The 25,134-nt window shown below is 68.2% G+C and carries 24 protein-coding genes; 15 read left to right on the forward strand and 9 right to left on the reverse strand.

Annotated features, from left to right (window positions below):
- Window positions 1–2 precede the first annotated feature (2 nt).
- The 6 genes from V5F89_RS06210 (at window position 3) to V5F89_RS06235 (ending at window position 4,878) form a co-directional block, all read left to right on the forward strand.
- On the forward strand, window positions 3–275 hold the full coding sequence (locus tag V5F89_RS06210) for a flagellar biosynthetic protein FliQ (protein ID WP_338447372.1): 273 nt from the start codon (window positions 3–5) through the stop codon (window positions 273–275).
- On the forward strand, window positions 272–1,057 hold the full coding sequence (gene fliR / locus V5F89_RS06215; RefSeq protein ID WP_338447373.1) for a flagellar biosynthetic protein FliR: 786 nt from the start codon (window positions 272–274) through the stop codon (window positions 1,055–1,057). The genes V5F89_RS06210 and fliR overlap by 4 nt, the downstream gene beginning before the upstream one ends.
- The gene (locus V5F89_RS06220) at window positions 1,054–2,184 is read left to right on the forward strand and encodes an EscU/YscU/HrcU family type III secretion system export apparatus switch protein (RefSeq protein WP_338447374.1); all 1,131 of its coding nucleotides are present in this window, start codon (window positions 1,054–1,056) and stop codon (window positions 2,182–2,184) included. The genes fliR and V5F89_RS06220 overlap by 4 nt, the downstream gene beginning before the upstream one ends.
- Before the next feature lie 75 nt (window positions 2,185–2,259).
- Window positions 2,260–3,681, forward strand: coding sequence for a flagellar filament capping protein FliD (gene fliD, locus V5F89_RS06225; protein ID WP_338447375.1), 1,422 nt, complete (start codon window positions 2,260–2,262; stop codon window positions 3,679–3,681).
- 1 nt (window position 3,682) lies between these two features.
- Window positions 3,683–4,057, forward strand: a complete 375-nt coding sequence (locus V5F89_RS06230; RefSeq protein WP_338447376.1) for a flagellar protein FliS — start codon at window positions 3,683–3,685, stop codon at window positions 4,055–4,057.
- 176 nt (window positions 4,058–4,233) lie between these two features.
- Complete coding sequence (locus tag V5F89_RS06235; RefSeq protein WP_338447377.1) at window positions 4,234–4,878, forward strand: response regulator transcription factor; 645 nt, start codon at window positions 4,234–4,236, stop codon at window positions 4,876–4,878.
- Here V5F89_RS06235 and V5F89_RS06240 read toward each other — a convergent pair.
- A complete protein-coding gene (locus tag V5F89_RS06240; protein WP_338447378.1) occupies window positions 4,845–5,285 on the reverse strand; it encodes a hypothetical protein in 441 nt (146 codons plus the stop codon). The two genes, V5F89_RS06235 and V5F89_RS06240, sit on opposite strands and share 34 nt — an antisense overlap.
- 242 nt (window positions 5,286–5,527) lie before the next feature.
- Between V5F89_RS06240 and V5F89_RS06245 the strand changes: the two genes are divergently transcribed.
- The 5 genes from V5F89_RS06245 to V5F89_RS06265 all read left to right on the forward strand — a co-directional run bounded on the left by V5F89_RS06245 (window position 5,528) and on the right by V5F89_RS06265 (window position 9,204).
- Complete coding sequence (locus V5F89_RS06245; RefSeq protein ID WP_338447379.1) at window positions 5,528–6,856, forward strand: alkaline phosphatase PhoX; 1,329 nt, start codon at window positions 5,528–5,530, stop codon at window positions 6,854–6,856.
- 73 nt (window positions 6,857–6,929) lie between these two features.
- Entirely contained in the window at window positions 6,930–7,493 is a 564-nt protein-coding gene (locus V5F89_RS06250; protein ID WP_338447380.1) for a hypothetical protein, read from the forward strand.
- 100 nt (window positions 7,494–7,593) lie between these two features.
- Window positions 7,594–8,055, forward strand: coding sequence for a DNA starvation/stationary phase protection protein (locus tag V5F89_RS06255; protein ID WP_338447381.1), 462 nt, complete (start codon window positions 7,594–7,596; stop codon window positions 8,053–8,055).
- Window positions 8,056–8,128: 73 nt separating this feature from the next.
- Window positions 8,129–8,749, forward strand: coding sequence for a 6-phosphogluconolactonase (locus tag V5F89_RS06260; RefSeq protein ID WP_338447382.1), 621 nt, complete (start codon window positions 8,129–8,131; stop codon window positions 8,747–8,749).
- A complete protein-coding gene (locus V5F89_RS06265; protein ID WP_338447383.1) occupies window positions 8,737–9,204 on the forward strand; it encodes an NUDIX domain-containing protein in 468 nt (155 codons plus the stop codon). Before V5F89_RS06260 ends, V5F89_RS06265 begins: the two co-directional genes overlap by 13 nt.
- On the opposite strand, the gene dinB is transcribed toward V5F89_RS06265, so the two are convergent.
- The gene (gene dinB / locus V5F89_RS06270; RefSeq protein ID WP_338447384.1) at window positions 9,199–10,317 is read right to left on the reverse strand and encodes a DNA polymerase IV; all 1,119 of its coding nucleotides are present in this window, start codon (window positions 10,315–10,317) and stop codon (window positions 9,199–9,201) included. The two genes, V5F89_RS06265 and dinB, sit on opposite strands and share 6 nt — an antisense overlap.
- 76 nt (window positions 10,318–10,393) lie before the next feature.
- Between dinB and V5F89_RS06275 the strand changes: the two genes are divergently transcribed.
- The gene (locus tag V5F89_RS06275; protein WP_338447385.1) at window positions 10,394–11,668 is read left to right on the forward strand and encodes a multidrug effflux MFS transporter; all 1,275 of its coding nucleotides are present in this window, start codon (window positions 10,394–10,396) and stop codon (window positions 11,666–11,668) included.
- Between the two features lie 27 nt (window positions 11,669–11,695).
- Here the strand turns inward: V5F89_RS06275 and V5F89_RS06280 are convergent, their stop codons facing one another.
- From V5F89_RS06280 to crtY, 6 genes are all read right to left on the reverse strand, one after another.
- Entirely contained in the window at window positions 11,696–13,591 is a 1,896-nt protein-coding gene (locus V5F89_RS06280) for an acetyl/propionyl/methylcrotonyl-CoA carboxylase subunit alpha (protein WP_338447386.1), read from the reverse strand.
- A gap of 48 nt (window positions 13,592–13,639) precedes the next feature.
- Complete coding sequence (locus V5F89_RS06285) at window positions 13,640–14,701, reverse strand: phytoene/squalene synthase family protein (RefSeq protein ID WP_425334380.1); 1,062 nt, start codon at window positions 14,699–14,701, stop codon at window positions 13,640–13,642.
- A 40-nt stretch (window positions 14,702–14,741) separates the two neighbouring features.
- Window positions 14,742–15,323 (reverse strand): TIGR00730 family Rossman fold protein, encoded by a 582-nt coding sequence (locus V5F89_RS06290; protein ID WP_338447388.1) that lies wholly within the window; start codon window positions 15,321–15,323, stop codon window positions 14,742–14,744.
- On the reverse strand, window positions 15,320–15,742 hold the full coding sequence (locus V5F89_RS06295) for an endonuclease domain-containing protein (RefSeq protein ID WP_338447389.1): 423 nt from the start codon (window positions 15,740–15,742) through the stop codon (window positions 15,320–15,322). Before V5F89_RS06295 ends, V5F89_RS06290 begins: the two co-directional genes overlap by 4 nt.
- An 87-nt stretch (window positions 15,743–15,829) precedes the next feature.
- Window positions 15,830–17,392, reverse strand: coding sequence for a phytoene desaturase (locus V5F89_RS06300; protein WP_338447390.1), 1,563 nt, complete (start codon window positions 17,390–17,392; stop codon window positions 15,830–15,832).
- Complete coding sequence (crtY, locus tag V5F89_RS06305; protein WP_338447391.1) at window positions 17,389–18,555, reverse strand: lycopene beta-cyclase CrtY; 1,167 nt, start codon at window positions 18,553–18,555, stop codon at window positions 17,389–17,391. Before crtY ends, V5F89_RS06300 begins: the two co-directional genes overlap by 4 nt.
- A gap of 142 nt (window positions 18,556–18,697) precedes the next feature.
- Between crtY and V5F89_RS06310 the strand changes: the two genes are divergently transcribed.
- Window positions 18,698–19,558 (forward strand): MipA/OmpV family protein, encoded by an 861-nt coding sequence (locus tag V5F89_RS06310; RefSeq protein WP_338447392.1) that lies wholly within the window; start codon window positions 18,698–18,700, stop codon window positions 19,556–19,558.
- Between the two features lie 54 nt (window positions 19,559–19,612).
- Here the strand turns inward: V5F89_RS06310 and V5F89_RS06315 are convergent, their stop codons facing one another.
- Entirely contained in the window at window positions 19,613–21,652 is a 2,040-nt protein-coding gene (locus V5F89_RS06315; protein WP_338447393.1) for a S9 family peptidase, read from the reverse strand.
- 134 nt (window positions 21,653–21,786) lie between these two features.
- On the opposite strand from V5F89_RS06315, the gene V5F89_RS06320 reads away from it, so the two are divergent.
- A complete protein-coding gene (locus tag V5F89_RS06320) occupies window positions 21,787–23,058 on the forward strand; it encodes an amidohydrolase family protein (protein WP_338447394.1) in 1,272 nt (423 codons plus the stop codon).
- A 142-nt stretch (window positions 23,059–23,200) separates the two neighbouring features.
- Complete coding sequence (locus tag V5F89_RS06325) at window positions 23,201–25,030, forward strand: DUF885 domain-containing protein (protein ID WP_338447395.1); 1,830 nt, start codon at window positions 23,201–23,203, stop codon at window positions 25,028–25,030.
- The last annotated feature ends 104 nt before the right edge of the window (window positions 25,031–25,134 follow it).

The raw sequence follows: 25,134 nt of genomic DNA on the forward strand, positions 1-25,134 counted from the left end.
CGATGGACGAACTGCCCATTCTTCTGGCGCTGGCGGACCGGATGCTGTGGATCACCGCGCTGGTGGCCGCGCCGGTCCTGCTCGCCAGCCTTGCGATCGGCCTGGTCATCGGCCTGATCCAGGCCGCCACTTCGGTCAACGAACAGACGCTGACTTTCGTGCCCAAGCTGGCCGCCGTGGCGCTGGTGCTGGTCCTGTTCGGGGCTTCGATGATGGCGCTGCTGAGCGACTTCATGCAGGAAATCTTCATGGAAATCGCCAGGATCGGGCAGTGATCGCACTCGACCTCGGCCTCGGCGCGATCGAGCAGGATTTCTGGCGCATCGTGTTCCTGATGACGCGGATCGGCGCCGGCCTGCTGGCCGCGCCGTTCTTCGGTGCCGCCTCGGTGCCGATGACGGTGCGCGTGTGCCTGACCGGGGCGCTGGCGATCTTCGTCGGCGTGTGGATGCCGGCGGTCCAGCCGCCCGAAGCGCTGTTTTCCGCCGCCGGCATGCTGGCGGTCGCAGGCGAAGTCGCGATCGGCCTCGCGCTCGGCTTCGTGCTCCAGATCGCCTTTGCCGCGCCGGTCATCGCGGCCGAAGTGATCGGCGGGGCGATGGGCATGAGCATGGCGATGGCGGCCGATCCGAACGGCGGCGGGCAGACCACCGCCTTCGGCCAGTATTTCACCATCGTCCTGACGCTGATCTTTCTCGCGCTGGGCGCGCATCTGCAATGGATCGCGCTGCTTGCCGAAAGCTATCGCGTCTTCCCCCCGGGCGACACCTGGATGGGGGCGGAAGGTTTTGCGCAAGTGGCGGGTTTCGCCGGGGCGATGTTCGAAACCGCGGTGCGCATCGCGCTGCCCGTCACGCTGGTCCTGCTGCTGGTGCAAATGGTGACCGGCGTGCTCAGCCGTTCGGCCCCGTCGCTCAACCTTTTCGCGCTCGGCCTGCCCGCCGGCGTGCTCGCGGGGATCGCGGCGCTGATCATCGCCGCGCCGATGATCTACGACCAGTTCGGCGACATCGTGCGGCTTTCGATCGATCAGGCATCCGGGGTGCTGGTGCGATGAGCGAAACCGCCGGCGAGAAGACCTTCGCCCCGACCGACAAGCGCCGTCGCGACGCGGCCCGCAAGGGCGATGTCCTGCGCTCGCGCGAGATCACCACGGCGGCCGCGATCCTGTTTGGCGGCGGCTGGCTGATGTTCGGCGGCCCCTGGCTGCTGGAGGAAATGACCGGGATCGTGCGCGACGCGCTGGTGTTCGACCGGGGCGAGATGATCGATTTCCAGCCGGGGCAGATGATGCTGACCGGCCTGCTCGCCGCGCTGCCGCCGATCCTGACCATCGCCGGGCCGATGATCCTGATCGCCCTGATCACCCAACTCGGCCCCAGCGCCGATGGCCGCTGGGTGAACGAGAATCTGGCCTTCAAGGGATCGCGGATCAATCCGCTTTCGGGCCTGAAGCGCATGTTCGGCACCAACGGCTGGATCGAGATGGGCAAGGGCATTCTGAAAGTCGCGCTGCTCGGCGCGATCGCCTGGTTCTGGGCGCGCGCCTGGCTGGACACGATCGTCGGACTGGGCAGCGGCAACCTGTCGCAGCAGCTTTCCGCCGCCTGGGGCGCGGTGATCTCGCTCCTCCTCGCGCTCGGCGGCGGGCTGGTCGTGATCGCGCTGGTCGATGCACCGATCCAGTGGGTCCGGCGCAACCAGCGGCTGAAAATGAGCCACCAGGAAATGCGTGACGAGCACAAGGAAGCCGAAGGCTCGCCCGAGGCGCGCGCCCATCGCCGCCAGCGCCAGCGCGAAATCGCCGCCGGCGGGGTGGCCCACGCCATGCGCGAGGCGCAGTTCGTGCTGACCAACCCGACCCATTTCGCGGTGGCGATGACTTACGATCCCGACAAGGCCGCGGCGCCGCTGGTCCTGGCCAAGGGGCGCGGCGACAAGGCGCAGGCGATGAAGGAGCTGGCGCGCGAATACGGCGTGCCGATGCTCGAATACCCGCAACTGGCGCGCTCGGTCTATTTCACAACGCGCGAGAACCAGACCATCCGCGAAGAGCTTTACGCCGCGCTGGCCGCGGTGCTGGCCTTCGTCTTCTCGCTCAAGCGGGGCGAATGGCGTCCGGCCCCGGCCATCGAGGTGCCGGTGGAGCTGCGCTTCGACGCGGAGGGGCGCCGTGCGGGGTGAACGCCGAAATCGTCGGCGCTGCCGAACTTCGGCGCGGCCTCTTAAGCCGCGCGGCACACGGCCGTTCTCAGCGGCATGAGCGAAGTATCGTCCATTATCGCCGGCCTGGGCGCGGGCAGCGGCATCGACATGGTCTCGCTGGCCAGCGACCTCGCCGACGCGCAGTTCGCGCTGCGCAACGACCGGCTGAGCGCGCGCAGCGAAGTGCTGGAACGGCAGATTTCCGCTGCTTCCTCGCTCAAGAACACGTTGTCGCTGCTTGCCAGCGCGCTGGGCGACCGGGTGCGCGCGGGCGACCTGGCGGTCAAGCCGCAGATCGCCAACCCGTCGGTGGCCACGGCGACCAGCCCGCCCGGCACGATGGGCTCGGGGTCCTACAGCCTCGAGGTTCTGGCGCTCGCCCGCACGCAGACCCTGGCGAGCCCGGCTTTCGCCGATCCGGCGGCCGCGGTCGGGTCGGGGACGTTGACCATCCGTTTCGGCGAGACCGACGGCACGGCGTTCGCTGCCGACCCCGGGCGCGAAGCGCTGACCGTCGATATCGCCAGCGGCGCCACGCTGTCGGACATTGCCGGCGCGATCAATGCGAAGAACGCCGACGTCACGGCCTATGTCGCACAGACCGCGCAAGGGGCGCAGCTCGTGCTCAAGGGCGCCGAAGGGGCGCAGAACGGCTTTATCGTAGAGGCGACCGAAACGCCCGGCGAGGAAGGGCTTGCCGCGCTTGCCTGGAACCCGTCTGCCGGGGACGATCCGGCGCGCCTTCTGGCAGCGTCCGCCGATGCCGAGTTCCGGCTGGACGGGCTGGCGATGACCAGCGCGTCCAACGATGTCGGCACCGTCGCGCCCGGCCTGTCGCTCAAGCTCACCGGAACCAATGCCGGGGCGCCGACGACGATCGATTTCCCCAGCCCTGTGGGGACGATCGCGGACGCGATGCAGGACATCGTGAGCGCGCTGAACGAAGTCGTCGGCGAACTCAACGCCGCGACCGATCCGATGTCGGGCGACCTCGCCCGCGATCCCGGCGCCCACGCGCTCAAGAAAACCCTGTCGGGGCTTGCGGGCATGGAGATCATGCCCAACGCGCCCGAAGGCGCCCCGCGCACGCTCGCCGATCTGGGCCTGGCCATTCAGCGCGACGGCACGTTCCGGCTCGACAGCGCGCGGCTGGACGCCACGCTCGCGCGCGACCCCGGCGGCGCGGCGGCGATGTTCACCACCGGCCTCTACGGGGTCTATGCCACGGTCGACAAGATAGCGCGCTCGGCTTCGCGCACCGGCGATCCCGGATCGCTCGCCGGCTCGATCGCGCGCTATCAGTCGCAGTCGGCCGACATTTCGGAAGAGGCTGCGAAGCTGGCCGACCAGCAGGAGCGGCTGCGCGCGAACATGATCGCGCGCTTCGCCAAGGCGGATACCCGCATCGCGGCTTCGCAATCGACGCTGTCGTTCCTGCAATCGCAGATCGACGCCTGGAACGCTTCGCGCGACTGACATGCTGGCGCTGACCGATCCGCACGAGGCCTATCGCCGCAGCGCCTTCGACGCGCGGATACAAGGCGGAGATTCGGCCGCGCTGGTGCAATTGTGCCTCGAACAGGCCATTGCCGGTCTCGGCTCGGCGCTGTTCGCGCAGGAGCGCGGCGATGCCTCGCTGCGCAGCAAGGCGCTGACCCGCACGCTTACCGCGATCACCGCGCTCGAAATGGGGGTCGACCGCAATGCGCCGCTGGCGCAGGCCCTGCTCCAGGTTTACGGCGCCGCGCGCAAGGCGGTGCTCGACAGTGTAACCGATTTCAATCCCGAGCTGCTGCGATCGGTGCGGCAGGATTTCCTCGATATCGAATCGGCCCTGCGCGGAGCCGATTGAGCGGGCGGAAATCGGCAAGTGGCGTAATGAAACGATTGCGGCCCACTTCCCGTTACGTTAGTTTACATTGCATTGAACGGGGGTTCGATTGGGGTTTGGGGGCGCAGACCCGCTGCATCATCGGCCTCGCATAACGAAGTGCGTCGCATCATCTGCGCGGAAATTGGGACCGATCGGTGAAGCTGGCAATGCAAGTGACCGACGTCGCGGGCGGGGTTCTCGTGCATGTTATCGACTCCGATACGCGCCGCCGCGCCGAGGTCTCGCGCACGCTGCTCGCGCTTGGCGTTCATGCCGAAATCTACGAGGATACCGGCGAATTCCTGCGGATGCTGCCCGCGCGCGGCGCGGTCCTGCTGGTGGAATCGGGTGAGGGCGACCTCGCCGAATTCATGGAGAGCCTGCGCGCGCGGCAGCGCTATTATCCCGTCTCGCTCTATTCGGACGCGCCGCGCCCCGAACGGGTGGTGCGCGCCTTGCGCGAAGGGGCGCTCGACTATCTCGCCTGGCCTTTCGAACCCGCCCTGTTCGAAGAATCCCTGCGCAAGCTGAACGAGACCGGCGACCGGCAGCGGCGGCTCGAACGCGTCCGGGCCGATGCGCGCGCGCGGGTCGAACAGCTGACGGGGCGCGAACGCGAAGTGCTCGTTTCGCTGCTCGACGGCAATTCGAACAAGCAGATCGCCGCGCTCCTCGATCTCAGCCCGCGAACGGTCGAGATCTATCGCAAGAACGTGATGCGCAAGCTGGACGCCAGATCGACGTCCGACGCCGTGCGGATCGGCATCTATGCCGATCTGTGGGAATTGCCGGTGGCCTGAACGTCGCGCCCGGGTTGCAGCGACAGCAGGAAGCCCGCCCATGCCAGAACCAGCGCGCGCGCCGCAGTGGGCGCATGCGCCAGCGCTTCGCCCGGTTGCCCTTCGCTCCAGACCCGCGCCGAAGCCGTCGACGCGCTCCGCGAAACGATTTCGTGCGACAAGGGCGGTCCGATCAACGCGGCTGCCGCGGCCTCGAACGCTTCCTGCGTCAGCAGTTCTTCGAACGCCGCCTCGTCGATCCGGCAGGCAACGATGCGATCGAACGGGGGCGGGGCCAGAACGCAGAGATGGCGCGACAGACGCAGGCAGTTCTCGACTGGCGCATCGCCGCCCGTCCGATCGGACAGCCTGACGAGGCTTTCGATCCAGGTCGCCGTATCAAGACAGGCGGTATTGTTGTCTGCCATCGGGGCAGGCCCCTTCCGGTTCCGCATCGGGTATACACCGATAACGGGCGAGTTGTTATCTTTCTCTTGCGGGCGATGCTGCGGGTACATTCAGCATCGAATTCGCGGCGGCGCGGAAAGTTCCCGCCTTGTCCGCGGCGCATTGGGCATTCTTCGGGCACAGCGCGTCGCGATGGCTGTCACATCGCCTTCACGATGCTAAGGCATGGCCACCCGCTCAACCACGCAGGATATCGTTGCTCATGCCGTCTCCCTCTGCCGATCGCCGTACCTTTCTCGCCGCCACCGGTTCCGCTTTCGCCGCGCTGGCCGCCAGCGGCTGCACCACCGCCACGATCGCCACCGGCGGGCAGGGCGGCGGCGCGGGCTACGGACCGCTGCGGCGCGATCCGGCCGGGCTGATCGACCTGCCCGAAGGGTTCGGCTATCGCACGATTTCCCGGCTTGGCGAAACGATGAGCGACGGGTTCACCGTGCCCGATGCGGCCGACGGCATGGGCTGTTTCGACCTCGGCGGCGGCAAGCTGGCGCTGGTGCGCAATCACGAACTGGTCCCGGGCAAGGACGGCGGCGGCGTCACCGGGCCGGCGTTCGATACCGTGGGGAGGAGCCTGGTCCCGCTGCCGGGCGGGACGACGACGCTGGTGCTCGATGCCGAAACGCTGGCGGTGGAGCGGCAGTATCGCTCGCTCGCCGGGACGATCCGCAACTGTGCCGGCGGGGTCACGCCCTGGGGCAGCTGGCTGACGTGCGAGGAGGCGCCGGTGCGCGCCGACGGACGGATCAACCAGGATCACGGGTGGACGTTCGAAGTTCCGGCCGATGCACCCGGGCTGGTCGACCCGGTGCCGCTGAAGGCGATGGGCCGCTTCAACCACGAGGCGGCCTGCGTCGATCCGGCGACGGGCATCGTTTACCAGACCGAGGATCGCGACGACAGCCTGCTCTATCGCTTCATCCCGGCGGTGCCGGGCAAGCTGGCCGAAGGCGGGCGTTTGCAGGCGCTGGCGATCGTCGACGCACCGGCCGATACGCGCAACTGGGCCGGGGCGCCCTGGCCGACGGGAAGTTGGGCCGCCGTGCGCTGGATCGATCTCGACGACGTGGAGGCGCCCGAAGACGACTTGCGCCAGCGCGGCGCCGCGGGCGGCGCGGCACTGTTCGCCCGCGGCGAGGGCATCCACATGGGCGAAGGCGAGCTGTATTTCTGCTGCACCAGCGGCGGCGCGGCCAGGCTGGGCCAGGTGTTCCGCCTGGTGCCCGGTCGGGGCGGCGCAGCGGACCGGCTGCAGCTGTTCTTCGAATCGACCAGCCCCGACCAGTTTAACTACGGCGACAACCTCACCGTCGGCCCCAACGGGCATCTGGTGGTGTGCGAAGATCAGTATACCGATGTCGTGACCAACCACTTGCGCGGGATCACCCCGGCCGGAGAGGCCTATCCGCTCGCTCTGCTGCACCTTCAGACCGAATGGGCCGGGGCCTGCTTCTCCCCCGATGGCAAGACTCTGTTCGTCAACGCATACAGCCCCACGATGACGTTCGCGATCACCGGGCCGTGGCTTGCCTGAAACGGGCGCGCGGCTTCGGTTGCGACAGCGATAGCGGCTTGTCCGCCGCCCCCGGCGGCTGCATGAACGGGCGATGTCGTCGCTGTTCTTCGCCTTCGTCGCCGTGCTGTTGGGAACGCTCGGCGGCCGCGACCAGCTGATCGTGGCGCAGGTTTCCGGCGCATCGCAGCGCGGGCCCGGCGTGCTCTGCGCCGCGATTGCCAGCGCGACGCTGTCCGCGCTTGCAATGGCGCTCGCGGGGCAGGCCGTTGCGGGAATCCTGCCGGGGCCGGGCAAGACGATGCTGGTCGCCATCGCTCTGCTGTTTGCCGCGCTCGAGCTGGCCTGGCCGGTGCGGCAGGCCAAGGCGAAGGAGCCGAGCCGGTCGGTCGCGGCGATCGCGATCGTGCTCGTGGCCCGGCAATTCGGCGATGGCGCGCGGTTTCTGGTCTTTGCCGTCGCGGCGGCCACCGGGGCGCCGCTGCTGGCGGGTATGGGCGGGGCGGTGGGGGGCATCCTCGCGCTGGCGGCGGGATGGGCCCTGGGGGAAAACGACCTGGCGCGCCTCCCCTTGCGTCCGTTGCGCGTGGCGCTGGCGGCGATAACGCTGCTGGCAGCAATCGTGATCGGCCTGGATGCGCGGGGAATTGTCGATTGATCGCCTTTTGCGATCACAGCGTCAGTCAGATTTGGCGAAACCGATCCCGGCTTCGTCCGTTCGTAAGCCGAACGTTGAATTCAGCAAGGAGGGTACATTTATGAGCAAGACCGGCGACAATTCGAAGAAGGCATTGGTCGACGCGCTGAACGGGGCGCTGGCCGATACGCTGGCGCTTTACGTCAAGACCAAGAATTTTCACTGGCACGTTGCCGGTCCGCGCTTTCGCGACCTCCACCTGCTGTTCGACGAGCAGGCGGCCCAGCTTATCGGCACGGTCGACCTGATCGGCGAGCGGGTGCGCAAGATCGGCGAACGGACGCTGACCTCGATCGGCTCGATCGCCACGGCGACCGGCGTTGCCGACCAGGACGATACCTCGATCGATGCCGACAAGATGGTGGCGGAACTGCGCGACGATAACCGCAAGCTGCACGAACGCCTCAATCAGGTGAAGGAAGCGGCGGAAGAGGTGGGCGACAATGCCACCAGCGGGATCGTCGACGACTGGATCGACCAGACCGAAGAACGCATCTGGTTCCTTGCCCAGACGCTGAAGTAAAAACATCGAAATTTTATGGCGAAAGCCCGTCGCGGCGCTTGGCCGCGGCGGGCTTTATGCTATTCGCTCGCGCGTGACCGATGTTGCACTGATCGAAGACGCCGACGACGATCGGGTCGCCGACTGGCTGGGCGATCGGCTCGGCTCCGCGCTTGCGGCGGAAGACGGGACGGTGGCGGTCACTGTCCCCGGCGGCTCGACTCCGTTCCCGATCCTCGAGCGGCTGGCCGCGCGCGGGCTGGACTGGTCGCGCGTCTGCGTGTGGCCGGGCGACGACCGTATCGTGGCGGAAGATCATCCGGCCAGCAACACCGGCCGCATCCGCGCCGCGCTGGAGCCGTTGGGCGCGCGGATCGTCCCGCTCGCCGAAGGTGCACAGCCGCCGCGCTTTGCGATTGCATGGCTGGGCATGGGGGCGGATGGGCACATTGCCTCGCTGTTTCCCAACACCGACCCCAGGGCGGACGATCCGGTGCCGGTGCGGCGGCTGACCCCCGATCCCCTGCCGCCCGAGGCGCCGTTCGACCGGGTGACCCTGACCATCCCCGCTTTGCTGGCGAGCGACGAGATCATGTTCGTCATACGCGGCGCGGAAAAGCGCGCGGTGTTCGAAGCGGCCATGCGCGGCGCGCACGATCTGCCCGTGGCGCGCCTGCTGTCCGCTGCGAGGCAGCCGGTAACGTGCTTCGCCTGATCCCCCCTCCGGCGCACCGCTTCGCGCTGCGTCTGGCCCATGCGGTGCGCAAGCGGTGGTGGCGCATCGCGCGGCCGGAGCTGGAAAGCTGCGCGGTTATCGCCAGCGACATCGATGGCCGCCTGCTGCTGGTTCGGCTCAGCTATGGCGCGGGAAACTGGGCGTTCCCCTCGGGCGGCGTGCGCCGGGGGGAAACGCCCGAGGACGCGGCGCGGCGCGAGCTGCGCGATGAAACCGGATGCCGGGCGCACGCCATGGCGCTGCTCGGCGTGCGCAACGAGAACCTGCACGGCGCCGCGAACCGGCTCCATATTTTCGCAACGCATGTGTCCGATCATCCCCGGCCCGACCGGCGGGAGGTGGTGGAGGCACGGTTCTTCCCGCCGCATTCGCTGCCCGAACCGCTCGACGCGCGCACCCGGCTCAAGATCGGCCTCTGGCGCAATCGGTCATAGCAGCGAGAGCTGTGCGGTATCCTGCGACCGGTCCTCGCGCGCCGGGCCGCCCCGGTCGAGGTTGGACAGCGTCAGCCCCATCAGCCGGATCGGCAGCGGCAGCGGGAGCAGGGTGTCGAGCAGCTCGTGCCCGAGCTGCGCGAACTCCCGCTTGTCGGCGACAGTGCGCGGGAGGCTGCGCGACCGGGTGACGATGCGAAAATCGGTGTACTTCATCTTCAGCGTGACGGTCCGCCCCCTGGCACCGGTCCGCTCTATGCTGTCCCATACGATGTCGACGATCGCGTCGAGCGCCTCGCGCAGCGCGTGGCCGGAGGAGATGTCCTCGCCGTAGGTACGCTCGCCGCCGACCGACTTGCGGATGCGGTTGGCCCGCACCGGGCGCAAGTCGACACCGCGCGCGGCGCGATAGAGGTAGTCGGCAAAACTGCCGAAATGCCTGCGCAGGAAAGCGATATCCTTCGCCGCCAGGTCCGCCCCCGTCTCGATCCCCAGCCGGGCCATCTTTTCCGCGCCTTTCGGCCCGACCCCGTGGAACCGGCGGACCGGCAGAGTGGCGACGAACGCCGCGCCTTCGCCGGGGCGGATCACGCACAGACCATCAGGCTTGTTCTGGTCGCTGGCGATCTTGGCCAGGAACTTGTTGTAGGAAACGCCCGCGCTGGCCGTCAGGCCGGTCTGTTCGCGGATCGCGGCCCGGATGCGCTGCGCGATCCGTGTCGCCGAGCCGATCCCGTGCAGGTCTTCGGTCACGTCGAGGTAGGCTTCGTCGAGGCTGAGCGGTTCGACGTGCGGGGTGTAGTGGCGGAAGATCGCGCGAATCTCCTGCGAGACCTGTTTGTAGACTTCGAACCGGTGGCGGACGAATATCAGGTCGGGGCACAGGCGCTTTGCCGTGACCGACGGCATCGCGCTGCGGACGCCGAACTTGCGTGCCTCGTAACTGGCCGCGGCGACCACGCCGCGCCCGCCCGCTCCGCCGACCGCGACCGGCTTGCCGCGCAATTCGGGGTGGTCGCGCTGCTCGACGCTGGCGAAGAAGGCATCCATGTCGACGTGGATGATCTTGCGCAGGCCCTGCGCTTCGTCGGCGTCGCCGTCGCTGTCGTCCATCGTCACGTCCATTCGGTGCAGATTACGCCACCGGGTTGCAAAGCGGAACCGTTCGCAGCAGAGGCATCTTGTGCAGATGCGAAATCGAACCATGGCCGGCGACGAGTCCGAAGTCCGGCGGCATTCCAGCCTCGCGGGGCGCGCCCCGATCGGGGAGCGCGAGCTGATCTGGATGATGGCCCTGCTGATGGCGCTCAACGCCTTCGGCATCGACGCGATTCTGCCCGCGCTCGACGATCTTGCGCGCGATTTCGGGGCGAGCGGCAACGACCGGCAGTTCGTGGTCGGGGTTTACCTGCTCGCGAGCGGGGTGGGGACCCTTCTGCCCGGCAGCTTCGCCGACCGATTCGGCCGGCGGCCGATCCTGTTCGTGGCGCTGGGCGCCTATATCCTGCTGTCGATCGCCTGCGCGCTGGCCACCTCGTTCGCGATGCTGGTGGCCCTGCGCGCCGTGCAGGGCATCTTCGCCGCCGGCATCATCGCCCTGCCGCCCGCGATCATCCGCGACCGGGTGGGCGGCGACCGCATGGCCCGGATGATGAGCCTGATCTTCGTCATCTTCCTGCTCGTCCCCGCGATCGCGCCCAGCATCGGGCAGGGGATCGTCGCGGTCATGGGCGATTGGCGGTGGATCTTCGGCGCGATGGCCGCGCTGGGGATCGGAATGACGGCCTGGGTCTATTTCCGCCTGCCGGAGACGCTCCACGCCGCCGACCGGCAGGAAATCCGCCTGAAGCCGATCGTGCGCAACATGACCAGCGCGGTGACGCTGCGCGCGACGATCGGATATACGCTGGGCAGCGCGTTGGTGTTCGGCGGCCTGTTCGGGTTCATCAATTCCAGCCAGCAGCTGATCGGCGAGGCGTTCGGGGCGGGCGACGCCTTCCCGATGATTTTCGCGATCTGTGCGGCCTGCATGGCGGTGTCGAACTGGTCCAATTCGCGCATCGTCGAACGCTTCGGCGCGCGCCGCGTCAGCCATGTCGCGCTGTTCGCCTTCATCGCCGTGGCAGCCGCGCAGCTGTGGTTCGCCAGCCAGCCGGACGAAAGCCTGTGGACCTTCGTTCCCCTGATGGCCGCGAACATGAGCCTGCTGGGCTTCATCGGCGCCAATTTCGGATCGATCGCAATGCAGCCGTTCGGCCATATCGCGGGCGCGGCCTCGTCCGCCCAGGGGTTCCTGCGGATGACCAGCGGTGCCGCGCTGGGCGGGTTCATCGGCTATGCCTACGACGGCACGGCGCGCCCGCTCGCGCTCGCGCTGCTGGCGACGGCCGTGCTGAGCCTGCTGTTCGTGCTGTTCAGCGAGAAGGGCGAACTGTTCGGCCCGCCGGTGCCCGACGAGGATTGAGCCGGACGGGGGAGCGCGCCGGCGAGCCTATTCGCCGGCCGGTTCCACCACTGCCAGCACTGCCTCCACCTGGACCTGTGCGCCCTCGCTCGCCGAAAGCGCGGTCACCGTGCCGTCGAACGGCGCGGTCAGCGCGTGTTCCATCTTCATCGCTTCGAGCACCATCAGCCGCTGGCCCGCGGTGACCGTGTCGCCTTCGGCAACGTCGACCGCGATCACTTTGCCCGGCATCGGCGCCAGGATGGCACCATCGGCGGCGGAGGCCGTCGCTTCGCCCAGCACGCGCGGCGTATCGAAGGCGAAGGCGTTGCCATCCTCGAACACGACGATCCGCTGGGCGGCTGTCTCGGCCATGCCCAGGGCATGGGCATCCATGATGTCGATGCTGCGCGTTTCCCCGTCGTGCACGACGGCGACGGGCGCGCGCGATTCGGCGTTGAGGCGCAGGCCGTCGATCCACAGCCACGGCGCCGCCTCGTCCGGCGCCGCCTCGCTGCTGCCGTCGACGGCCATCCGCGCGATCGCGGCCTCGCGCCAGGCGAGTTCGCTGGGCTGCGGCCGCGCGACGAGATCGTCGATCCGATCGCCGATGAAATTGGTCGTCGCCGTCCCGGCACGAAATTCCTCCGCGTCGAGGCAGCGGGCGAGGAAGGCGGCATTGGTGCGAACCGGCCAGACCCGCACGTCGCGCGTGCCCTCCAGCAGCATGTCGATGGCCTCGTCGCGGTCCTCGCCCCGCGCGATCAGCTTGGCGATCATCGGGTCGTAGAAGGGCGAGACCGTGTCGTCGGGCACGACGCCGGTGTCCACCCGCAGCCGATCGTGGGGCAGTTCGAACAAGTCGAGATCGCCGGTGGAGGGCAGGAAGCCGCTGACCGGATCTTCCGCATAGAGCCGCGCCTCCATCGCCCACCCGTCGATCGACAGCTCATCCTGCTTGAGCGGGATCGGCTCGCCGCTCGCGACGCGCAGCTGCCATTCGACCAGGTCGACGCCGGTGATCTCCTCGGTCACCGGGTGTTCGACCTGCAGGCGGGTGTTCATTTCCATGAAGAAGATGCGATCGGCGCGCAGCCCCTCGCTGGCGTCGGCGATGAATTCGATCGTGCCCGCACCCTCGTAATCGACGGCCTTGGCGGCACGCACGGCGGCGGCGCAGATTTCGGCGCGCGTCGCCTCGTCCATGCCCGGCGCGGGCGCTTCCTCGATCACTTTCTGGTGGCGCCGCTGGAGCGAACAGTCGCGTTCGAACAAGTGGACGACATTGCCGTGGCTGTCGCCGAACACCTGCACCTCGATATGGCGCGGGGTGGTGATCCATTTTTCCAGCAGCACTTCGTCGTTGGAAAAGCTGGCCTTGGCCTCGCGGCGGCAGGATTCGAGCGCCGCCTCGAAGTCCAGGGCTGCATCGACCTTGCGCATCCCCTTGCCGCCGCCGCCCGCGACGGCCTTTATCAACACCGGATAACCGATCGCGTCGGCTTCGGTCTTGAGACGTTCGGGCGACTGGTCCTCCCCCTCGTAACCGGGGGTGACCGGCACGCCCGCCTCGCGCATCAGTTTCTTGGCCGCATCCTTCAGGCCCATCGCCTCGATGCTCGACGGCTTCGGGCCGACCCAGATCAGGCCCGCGTCGATCACGGCCTGCGCAAAACCGGCGTTTTCCGACAGGAAACCGTATCCGGGATGGATCGCCTGCGCGCCGGTCTGCCTTGCGGCGGCGATGATTCGCTCCCCGACGAGGTAGCTTTCGGTTGCCGGGGCAGGGCCGATCGGCACCGCCTCGTCGGCCTGGCGAACGTGCAAGGCCTGTGCGTCGGCATCGGAATAGACCGCGACGGTCGCGATATTCATTTCCCGCGCAGTGCGAATGATGCGGCAGGCAATCTCGCCGCGATTGGCGATCAGGAGCTTGGTGATCATGGGCACGCTCGCTAGCCCAATTCTTTCGCCAATGCGAGGCGCGAAGCGTCATTCGTCGTCGGGCAGCGGGTCCATCGGCGGCTTGGCGATCGGGCCGGCCATGCGCACGTCGATCAGGATCGACCCGCGGGTCCATTCGGGCATCGCATCCGGTTCGGGCGGACGGTTCTTCAGCGCTTCCCAGAACGCCCCGGCGATATGTCCGGCCTTCTCGCGCCGGCCGATCGTCACCCGGCGATCCCAGGCTGCCGGGCCGCGGGCGCGGACCTCGCGCCCGATCGCGCCGTATATGCGGGCCGCCGCGAGCACGGCCCAGCGGCTGCGGAAGGGCAGGCGCGCGACGCCCAGCCTGGCCGCGGCCTCGTGCCGTTCCATGTGGCCGACGAGCCGCGCGGCCATTGCCGCCAGTTCGCCCCGGTGGTGCGGCTTCATGTGCTGGCCCGGTTCGATATCCTGTTCCACCAGCCATTCGATCGGCAGGTAACAGCGGTCGGCCGCATCGTCCTCGGCAATGTCGCGCGCGATATTGGAAAGCTGGAAGGCGATGCCCAGGTCGCAGGCCCGGTCCAGCGTCTCGCTGTCGCTGCCGGGCACGCCCATCACCACCGCCATCATGACCCCGACCGCGCCCGCCACGTGATAGCAATAGCGCGCCAGGTCCGCGTCGGTGCGCGGGCGCCAGCCCAGCGCGTCCAGCTCGAAACCCATGATAACGTCTTCGGCCATTTCGCGGGTCAGGCCGCATTCGCGGGCGACGAGGCCGAAGGCGTCGAAGGCCGGTTCGGCCGTCGGCAGGCCGTCGAACGCGCGCCCGGTCAGCAGCCGGATGGCGCGCAGCCGCTTGCCGGCATCGCCGAGGTCCTGGGGCGGATGGCCTTCCGGCGGCCGGCCGTGATCCTGCCCGTCGGCGAGATCGTCGCAGCGCCGGCACCAGGCGTAGAGCAGCCAGACCCGTTCGCGCGTCTCCCGGTCGAACAGCATGCTGGCGGTGTGAAAGCTGCGCGAACCCTGCTCTATCGCTTCGCGGGCCCGCTCGACCAGCGCCTCGCGGCTGCGCCCGCCGCCTGGCTGGGCCGGGGTGGTGCGCAGGATGCGCGAGGGCGCGAGCATTCGCGGAACTATGCGGCGCGCCCGTGCCATCAGCGCCCCTTCACAACTCGTCCGCCCGCATGCGGAAGATCGGCGTGTGCGGCTCGTAAGCCGCCAGCCGGTCGAGCAGCGCGGTCAGGGTGGCTTCGGCGACGATGATCCCCTGATGCGCGGGCCGGACGAAGCCGACTTCGGCCATGTGGCGATAGAACGCGATCAGGTGGTCGTAGAAGCCGAAGGCATTGAGCAGGCCGACCGGCTTGGTGTGATAGCCGAGCTGCGCCCAGCTGACCGCTTCCCACAGCTCGTCCATCGTGCCGACGCCGCCGGGGATGGTCACGAACCCGTCGGACAGGTCGGTGAAGCGCTGCTTGCGCTCGTGCATTCCCGATACGGTGTGCAGTTCGGTGCAATCGGTGTTGGCGACTTCGCTGCCGGCCAGCGCCTCGGGGATGATCCCGATCACTTCGCCCCCGGCCTCGAGCGCGGCGCCGGCAACCGCGCCCATCAGGCCGAGCCGCCCGCCGCCGTAGACGACCCCGATGCCGCGCTGCGCCAGCGTGGCGCCCACCTCGCGCGCGAGTTCGATATAACGCGGATCGGCGGGCGTGGCGGACCCGCAATAGACGGCAAGACGTTTCATAGATCCTCCCCGGAACGGGGAGGGGGACCAGCCGCCGGCTGGTGGAGGGGTACCATCGGTTTCTCCGTCCGTTGGGAGCAAATTTCGACAATGCGCCTAACTACCGGCTCGATATCTTCAAGCACAAGTTTGGCCGGAATGCGTGTCGTCGCAATGCCTTGCGAACGCAGAAATGCCGAACGGCGTGCATCCTTGCGCGCGCTGATCTCGTTGTCGTGCGTCCAGCCGTCCACCTCGATCGCAAGCCTGATCTTCGCGCAATAGAAGTCGAGAATGTAGTCGCCCGCGGAGTGCTGGCGGCGGAACTTGAATCCGCCCGGCCGTTTCCGAAGCTCTCGCCACAGCAGCGCCTCGGGCAGCGACATCTCGCTGCGCAGCTTGCGAGCCTTCCTGATCGTGTCGCGCGGACCTGTGATCATGGCGATCGCGCCTCCTCCAAAATCCCGATCACGGCGCGTGCCCCTCCACCATGCTGCGCATGGTCCCCCTCCCCGTGGCGGGGAGGATCATGCGCTCAAATCTCCGATCATCAGCCCGGCCGTCGCCTTCGCGCTGCCGACGACGCCGGGAATGCCCGCCCCCGGGTGCGTGCCCGCGCCGACCAGGTAGAAGTTCGCGATCGCATCGTCGCGATTATGCGCGCGGAACCAGGCGCTCTGCGTCAGGATCGGTTCGAGGCTGAACGCGCTGCCGAGATGGGCGTTGAGGTCGAGCGCGAAATCGCGCGGGGCGTAGTGGAAGCTGGTGACGATGCGGTCGTGGATGTCGGGGATCAGCCGCCGCCCGACTTCGTCGAGGATGCGCCGTTCGAGCATCGGGCCGATCTGTTCCCAGTCCACCGCCAGCTTGCCCTGGTGGGCGACCGGGACCAGCGCGTAGAAAGTGGAGCGGCCCGGCGGCGCCATGCCCGGATCGGTCACGGTGGGATGGTGCAGGTAGATCGAGAAATCGGCCGGCAGGACGCCGTTTTCGTAGATGTCGTCGAGCAGCCCCTCGTAACGCGGCCCGAACAGGACCGTGTGATGGGGAATGCCAGGCCATGTCCCCTCCAGCCCGAAATGGACCACGAACAGGCTGGGGCTGAACCGCTTGCGCGCGAGCGAGCGGGCCTGCTCCGTCCCGCGCTTGGTCCCGCGCAGCAGGTCGCGATAGGTGTGCACGATGTCGGCGTTGCTGGCCACGGCGTCGAACGTTTCGCGCCAGCCGCTGGCGGTCTCCACCTCGGTCGCGCGGTTGCCGATCGTATGGACCTGCACCGCCGCGTCGCCCAGCCGCACGGTCCCGCCGAGCCGTTCGAAATGGCGCACCATGCCGGCCACCAGCCGGTTGGTGCCCCCGCGCGCCCACCACACGCCCCCGTCCTTCTCCAGCTTGTGAATGAGGGCGTAGATCGCGCTCGTCGTCATCGGATTGCCGCCGACCAGCAGCGTGTGGAAGCTGAACGCCTGGCGCAGCCGTTCGTCCTCGATATAGCGCGCGACCATCGAATAGACCGAGCGCCAGGCCTGGTGCTGCAGCAGGGCCGGTGCCGCGCGGATCATGGCCCGGAAATCGAGGAACGGGATGCTGCCCAGCCGCAAATACCCTTCGCGATAGACGCTTTCGGAATAGGCGAGGAATTCGTGATATCCCGCGACATCGGCAGGGTTCAGACGTGCGATTTCGGCGTTGAGCTGCGCCTCGTCGTTCGAATAGTCGAACACCGTCCCGTCGGGCCAGTTGAGGCGATAGAACGGCGCGACTTTCATCAGTTCGACATCGGCATCCATGTCGCTGTCGGTCAGCGCCCACAGTTCGCGCAGGCAGGCGGGGTCGGTGATGACGGTGGGACCGGCATCGAAGGTGAAGCCCTCGCGTTCCCAGTAATAGGCGCGGCCGCCGGGCTTGTCGCGCGCCTCGATCACCGTCGTGGCGATCCCGGCCGATTGCAGGCGGATCGCCAGCGCCAGACCGCCGAAGCCGGCGCCGATCACGCAGGCGCGCTTCCCGTCGACGCGATCGGGCACGGGCGCCCCGGCGGCGGCGGGCGCGTCGTGCAGGAACGAGGTCTGCCGGTCGGTGTCGATCATTGCAGCGGACCCTGCAACGGCGGGCCGGTCCGCGCAAGCGCGCCCATTGCCCGCACCACGGGAACCGGCGGCTTTCCGAGCAGCAGGCGGGCTTTATCCCCCGCCGTCGAGCGCGCGGCGTAGAATCGTTCGATCAGCTTTTCGTCGAGACGATAGAAACGCTGGAATATGCGGTAGCGTTCGGCAGGCTTCGCAGCGCCGAACAGCATCGCGCCCAGCCGGCGATAGAACCGCGTGCGCCGCCACGTCCGCCGCGCCCGCGCGGCGAGCAGCGCGGCCAGCTGCTCGCCCGGCAGATCGGCCTCCGCCGCCACGGCGAGCGCGGTGTCGACGGCAAACGGCAGGGTATAGCTGGTGAGCGGATGCAGGAACCCGCCGCGCGCGCCGGCCCGCGCGACCCCCTCCGTCGCCTGCCCGCGCTGCCACCGGGCGAAGTCGCCCCCGGTCACGACCGGCAGGACGCCGGCTTCGCCGCCCAGGATATCGCCCTCCAGCCCGTGCCGCGCGCAATAGCGGTCGATCCGCGCGGACAGCGCGCCGCGATCGAGCACGGGGCTGTCCTGGTAATAGGTGTCCTCGACGAAAAGCTCGTCCGCCCCGAGCGGGAGGAGATAGACGAAGCGATAGCCGCCGTGCTGGGCGACATCGGCGTCCATGACGACCGGGCGCGCGAGGCCGTGGGGGCGGGGCGTGCGCAAGTGGCGGCCGAGGAAGACCTGCCAGCCGCCGGTCAGCCCCTCGCCCGATGCGAACCCGCGGCAGTCGATCACCGCGCGGGCGGAGATCCGCTCGCCGCCGTCCAGCGTCACGCCCCCGGCGTCGAGCGCGGCGACATCGCGCCCGGCCAGGACGGCCGCGGCGGGTAGCTCGCGCCGCAGGCCGGCGTCGAAATCGGCCGAAGCGAGCGAGGCGTAACCGGTGGCGAGCGTGCGGCGATAGGCGGGGAAGCGCACGGCGTAGCTGTCCCAGCCGGTCGTGCGGAACCGTGCCAGCAGGGCCGCGCCGGCAGGATCGAGGTCGCTGGCAAACCAGCTCCACCGGTGGTTGCCGCCCAGCACCTCGCCCCGTTCGATCAGCAGCACGGACATGTCGGGCCGCGCGCGGTGCAGCGCCAGCGCGATCAGCCCGCCGGCCAGTCCGCCGCCCACGATCGCGATTTCCACCCGGCGCCCGTTCATGCCGTGTGGGGTAGGGCGTAAAGCCCTGCCGGGCAATCGCACCCGTACGCAAGGGCCCGATTGCGCTTCGGAACATGCGATGCAACCATACGTTGCCGACAGAACAATTGCGGGAATATCTCAGGTTATGAAATCGACACTCATGCTTGCCGGCGCAGCGCTGTCGGCGCTGGCCGCCGCGCCGGCGCTCGCCCAGGATGGCGAGGCCGCGGGACCGCCCGGTATGGAAGACAGCATCTATTCCGGCGACTGGATCATGATCGGCGGCGGGGCGGTCTATTCGCCCAGCTACGACGGGTCGGACGATTACGTCGTCTTCCCCATTCCGGCGATCATGGGCAAAGTCGGGCCGGTCAGCATCGTGCCCAGCGCGGGCGGCGTGGCGCTGGATTTCATCGAGAACCCCGACCGGGGCGTCGGGCTCGACCTCGGGTTCGTCGTCGGCCTCAATTCCAACCGTGCGAGCAAGATCGAAGACCCGGTGGTCAAGGCCGCGGGCAAGCTCGACCGCGCGGTCGAGATCGGGCCGAGCGCGGGGGTCAGCGTCTCCGGTATGCTCAACCCCTACGACCGGTTTTCGGTCGGCGTCGATGCCAGGTGGGACGTTGCCGGCGCGCATGAAGGCATGGTGGCGAGCCCGAGCGTGTCGTATTTCACGCCGCTCGGCCGGGGCGTGGCCAGCGCGCTGTCGATCAGCGCCGAATATGTCGACGACGACTATGCCGGCTATTACTACTCGGTGTCGCCGGCACAGAGCGCGGCCAGCGGCCTGCCGCTTTACGAAGCGGACAGCGGTTTCACCAAGGCCGGGGCGACCGTCCTGCTCGGCGTCGATCTCGACGGCAATCTGGCCAATGGCGGATTGGCGCTTTACGGCCTGGGCGGCTATTCGCGTATGCTCGGCGATGCCAAGCGCACCCCCTATACCAGCGTGCGCGGCGATGCGGACCAGTGGATCGCATCGCTCGGCATCGGCTACGCTTTCTGACCGGTGCGGCCTGCGGGGCGGGGCGCGGCCGGAAACCGCACCCCCGCCCCGCGGTCAGTCGTCCGCCTCGTCGATCTTCAGTTCGGGCCGGGGCGGGGGCAGGGGCGCATCGCGGTCGCCCGGCTTCAGGTAAGTGTCGAACCATTCCATCATCCGCACGCTGTAGTCGTAGCGTGCGGCGGCCTTCGTGTTGCCGTGGCCCTCGCCCGGATAGAGCACCAGCCGCACCGGCGTTTCGGGCTTGCGCGTCTTGATGTGGCGATACAGCTCGTAACTCTGCGTCGGCGAAACGCGCGTGTCGCTGTCGCCGTGCATGATCAGCAGCGGCGTTTCCGCCTTGTCGACGTGGTAGATCGGGCTGCGCTCCATCAGATGATCCCATTCCTCCCACGGCCACTTGCGTTCGTGGACGAGGTACATCTCGTTGGGAATGTCGGTGGTGCCGAACTTGCTGATATTGTTGGAAATGCCGACGAACATCACCCCGGCGGCGAATTCCTGCGAGTAGTAGGTCGATCCCCATGCGGTGGCGAAGCCGCCGTAGGAACCGCCGGTAATGCCCACCCGGTCGGGATCGGCGATTCCGGCTTCGACCAGTGCGCGCTTGCCGTCGACCAGATCGTCGAATTCCTTGCCCGCATAATCGCCCTGGTGCTGCTTGGAAAAGGCGGTGCCGTAGGCGGTCGATCCCCGGTAATTGGGCATGAACACGGCATAGCCGCGGCCGGCGGCGACTTGTCCGGGCGAGCTGTAATAAGTCTGCCAGCCGTTCGATTCGTGCGCTTCCGGCCCGCCGTGGACATCGAAGATCACCGGCGCTCCGCCGCGCGGGATGCCGCCCACCGGCTCGATCAGGACGCCTTCGATTTCCTGCCCGTCGCGCGCGGTGTAGGTGAAAGTGCGCTGGGCGCCCATGTCGATTTCGGCGAGCCAGGGATTGTGCTGCGTCCAGCGGGTGAATCGGCCGCCCGACATCACGAACAGTTCGGGCGGGTGCGCGGGCGAATGCGCCTCGACCGCGATCGTGTCGCCGCCGACTTCCAGGTCGCTCAGGATCAGCGCGCCGGGATCGTGCTCTTCCAGCACTTCGCCTTCCGCCGAATAGATTCGCAGCACGCTCTGCGCGCCGATATCGACGATTGCCGCCAGCCGCCCGTCGGGCAGGAATTCGGCATCGCCGGCGGCCTCGGGCGCGCCGGCGTTGAGCGCGCGATAAGTTCCGGTGGCGACATCGGCCAGGTGCAGCGTGGTCGCCGCCGGATCGTGCCGGTCGACCGCCGCGATCAGTGACAGGCGGCTGCCGTCGGGCGAGATTTCCACATCGCCCAGCTTGCCCGGCGTTTCGATCGCGCGCAGCACGCGCCCGCGGGCGAGGTCCACGATGTGCACCCGTTTGGAGGTGTAGCTGTCGTCCACCCGCGGCGAGGGCGCGCTTTCGACGATCGCGGTCGTCCCGTCCGGGGCGATCTGGATCTTGCTGACATGGCCGGGGATCTCGATCGCCCGCGGGGCGCTGTCCACTTCGGCCCCGACGCGCGCGGCGAAGAGGCGGTTCAGCTTCGCCTCCTCCTCGTAGACGACGGCATCGAAGCCCGCTTTCTTGCGCTTGTCGAGCGCTTCGTCGGGCGCGGCCCCGGCAAGGAGGTAGAGCGTCGCGCCATCGGGTGCCCAGGCATAGCCGCGCACGTTGGCGTCCTCGATCGCGGCCAGCTTGCGGTGCCCGCCGCCGTCGACGGGAATGCCCCAGACCGCGCGCTTCTCGTCGTCCGCCTTGTAAAGAAAGCTGACCATGCGCCCGTCGGGCGAAAAGCGCACCGCCGACACGTCGATGTCGGGGGGCAGGAAATCGCGCGCGCTGTCGGGGCCGTAGGCAAGCTTGAGCTGGTCGCTGCTGCCGCCGTTCTTCTCCCCTTCGGTCACGTCGGGCCGGCGCGAAGTGGTATAGGCGATGCGGTTGCCATCGGGCGAAACCGCGAGTTCGCCGACGATTTCCAGCTTGGCGACGTCCTCGCTCGTCATCGGCCGCGCGGCGGCCGTGGCGGCGAGCGAGACCGATGCGAGCAGGGTCGCGGCGCTTACCAGTGTCCGGGTCATGGATATCCTTTCGAATGAAACTGCCTTGCCCGGTCATACAGGCTCGGGCGGCGAGGGCAAACGGCAGGCCGTGCCCCCCTTGCGCCGGACGGCGTGTGCGGGCATCACTCGCGCCGGATAGGGAGGAGACCCCAATGCAATTCAAGATGCTGCTGGCTGCCGCCGCTGCCGCCTTCGCTGCCGCGCCGGCGCTTGCCGAAACGATCGTCATCCACGCGGGCGCGGTGGTGACCGATGCCGAAAGCGATCCGCGCGGCCCCTCGACGATCACGGTGACCGACGGGCGGATCGTCTCGATCGCCGACGGCATCCAGCCCGCGCCCGCCGGGGCCGAAGTCGTCGCGCTGACCGACAAGACCGTGCTGCCCGGCCTGATCGACCTCCACGTCCATCTGACCGGCGATCCGGGCGGCGATTTCTGGAAGGAAGCGGTCGAGCCCGAAGAATGGGGGGTCGTCGTCGGGGCGAAGAACGCGCGGCTGACCGCGCTCGCCGGCTTCACCACCGTGCGCGAAGCGGGGAGCAGCCAGCATTCCGCCTTCTCGCTGCGCCGCGGGACGGCCGAAGGCATGATCGCCGGTCCGCGAATTATCGCTGCCGGCCCGGCGCTCGCGATCGTCGGCGGGCACGGCGACGTCACCGGCTTCCGGCCCGAGATCAACGCGATCCTCGCCTCCGGCTACGCCTGCACCGGCGCGGTCGAATGCGCCGAGAAAGTCCGCCGCGCGAGCCAGAACGGGGCTGACTGGATCAAGATCACCGCCACCGGCGGCGTGCTTAGCCAGCAGGGTCGCGGCCTCGGCGCGCACTTCACCAGCGAGGAGATGCAGTCGATCGCCGACACCGCGCACTCGCTCGGCCTCAAGGTCATGGCTCACGCCCACGGCGCGCGCGGGATCGAGGCGGCGAGCATGGCGGGGATCGATACGATCGAGCACGGCACTTACCTCGACGACGGCGCGATCCGTGCGATGAAGGCCAACGGCACCGTGCTGGTGCCCACGCTGATGGCGTTCCAGGGCATTTCCGAGCGGCTCGGCACCGGCACGTATACCCCGGTGGTGGAGGAGAAAGTGCGCGCCGTGGCGGAAGCTGCCAAGGTCTTCATGGGCAAGGCGCACGATGCCGGCGTCAGGATCGCCTTCGGCACCGATTCGGGCGTCTACGAACACGGCCGCAATGCGCAGGAATTCCGCCTGATGATGGGCCAGGGGATGTCGAGCCGCGAGGCGCTGGCCAGCGCGACGACGGTTGCCGCCGAAGTGCTCGAAATGGAGAACGAGATCGGCCGCCTTGCGCCCGGCTATTCGGCCGACATCATCGCGGTTGCCGGCAACCCGCTGGAGGACGCGACCGTGCTGGAGACCGTCGACTGGGTCATGGTTCGCGGGCGGGTGATCGAATAACCGCTCGTCGACTGGCGGGCCCCGCTCATCGAAGCGCGCCCGCCGCCGCGGCGCGGCGGCTCTAGAGTCGTTTTTATCGGGCCGGTGCCGCTTCAGCCGTGCTGCAAACGACCGACCGCATAGAATTCAGGGGAGATTTCGCATGACCACGCTTCGCCTCGCGCTTGCCGCGACCACCGCGCTTTCGCTTGCCGCCGCCATGCCCGCCGCGCCGGCTTTCGCCCAGGCCGCCGACGCGGCCTCCGCCGAGGCGGCGGCCCGGTCGGAGCACGACAAGCTCTTCGCCCTGTTCGCGGCGGCGAACGAGAAGCATCTCGAACTCAATCCGATCATGGCGCTCTTTCGCGGGGACATGCGCTATGCCGACCGGCTCGGCAATTACCTGACCGACGAATACAACGCCCGCACCGTTGCCAATGCGCGGGAAAACCTGGCCGCCCTGGCGAAGATCGACCGCGCGGCGCTGAACCCCACCGACCGGCTTGCCTACGAGGTTTTCGAATACGATCAGCAGAACACGCTCAAGAACCACGCGCCCGAAATCCTCGCGCTGACCGACGTTCGCCCGATCAACCATTTTTCCGGCTTTCACACGTTCTACCCGACCTTCGCCAGCGGGCAGGGGGCGGCGCCGTTCAAGACGGTCGAGGATTACGAGAACAATCTCAGCCGCCATGCCGAATATGTCGATCTGATCGAACGCGCGATCGCCCGGTTCCGCGAAGGGCAGGCGAGCGGCGTCTATGCGACGAAGCTGACGATCGGCAATGTGGTCGAACAGCTCGACACCCAGCTCGCGATGCCGATCGAGGAATCGCCGCTGTGGGGCCCGATCGGCATGTTTCCCGAGCATTTCTCGGAGGCCGACAAGGCCCGCCTGACCGCGGATTATCGCGCCTCGGTCGAAGCGATCTATGCCGTCCATACCCGGCTGCGCGACTATCTGCGCGACGACTATCTGCCGCAGGCGCGCGAATCCGTCGGGCTGTCGCAGATGAAGGGCGGGGCGAAGCTCTACGAACGCCTGATCGAGAGCACGACCACGCTGCCGCTGGGCGCCGACGAGATTCACCGGCTGGGGCTGGCCGAAGTCGCGCGGATCAAGACCGGGCTGGAGGACATCAAGGCCGAAGTCGGCTTCGACGGCACGCTCAACGAATTTTTCGATTACGTCCGCACCGATCCCCGGTTCGCGCCGGAAAGCCGCGAGGCGCTGACGCAGAGCTATTACGACATCGGCGAGCAGGTCGATGCGAAGATCGGCGACTATTTCTCGCTCGTCCCCAAGACCCCGCTCGAGATCAAGCCTTACGAGCCGTTCCGCGAGAAGTTCGAGGCCGGAGGATCGTATATGTCCGGCGCGCCCGACGGATCGCGGCCGGGCACGTTCTATTTCAACGCCTACGACCTGCCGAGCCGGCTGACGACGGGCAATGTCACGCTCTATCTGCACGAGGGCGCGCCGGGGCACCATTTCCAGATCAGCCTGGCGCAGGAAAACGACGCGCTGCCCGCCTTCATGCGCTTCGGCGGCAATACCGCCTATGTCGAAGGCTGGGCGCTCTACGCCGAAACGCTCGGTTACGAGATGGGCTTCTTCGACGATCCCTGGAACCGCTACGGCACCTTGCAGGACGAACAGCTGCGCGCCATGCGGCTGGTGGTCGATACCGGGCTGCACGCCAAGGGCTGGACGCGCGAGCAGGCGATCGACTTCATGCTCGAAAATTCGGGCATGACCCGCACCGAAGTCGTGGCCGAGGTCGAACGCTATATCGCCATTCCCAGCCAGGCGCTGGCCTACAAGATCGGCGCGCTCAAGATTCAGGAACTGCGCGAGAAGGCCGAGGCGGCGCTGGGCGACGATTTCGACATCAAGGCGTTCCATGCCCAGGTACTCGGCACAGGCGCGTTGCCGCTGCCGGTGCTGGAGAAGAAGATCGACGCCTGGATCGCCACGGGCGGGGCCTGACGCACGGCCGCGCGGGCTGGCCGCGGGACCCGGTCCGGGTCTAGGTTGTATCGGCATTCAGCCTTGATCGCGCTGAAACGGGAACACGCTTCCCCCACTTGTCA

Origin of the sequence: Pelagerythrobacter marensis, assembly GCF_036700095.1 — a bacterium.
GTDB classification, from domain to species: Bacteria; Pseudomonadota; Alphaproteobacteria; order Sphingomonadales; family Sphingomonadaceae; genus Pelagerythrobacter; species Pelagerythrobacter marensis_A.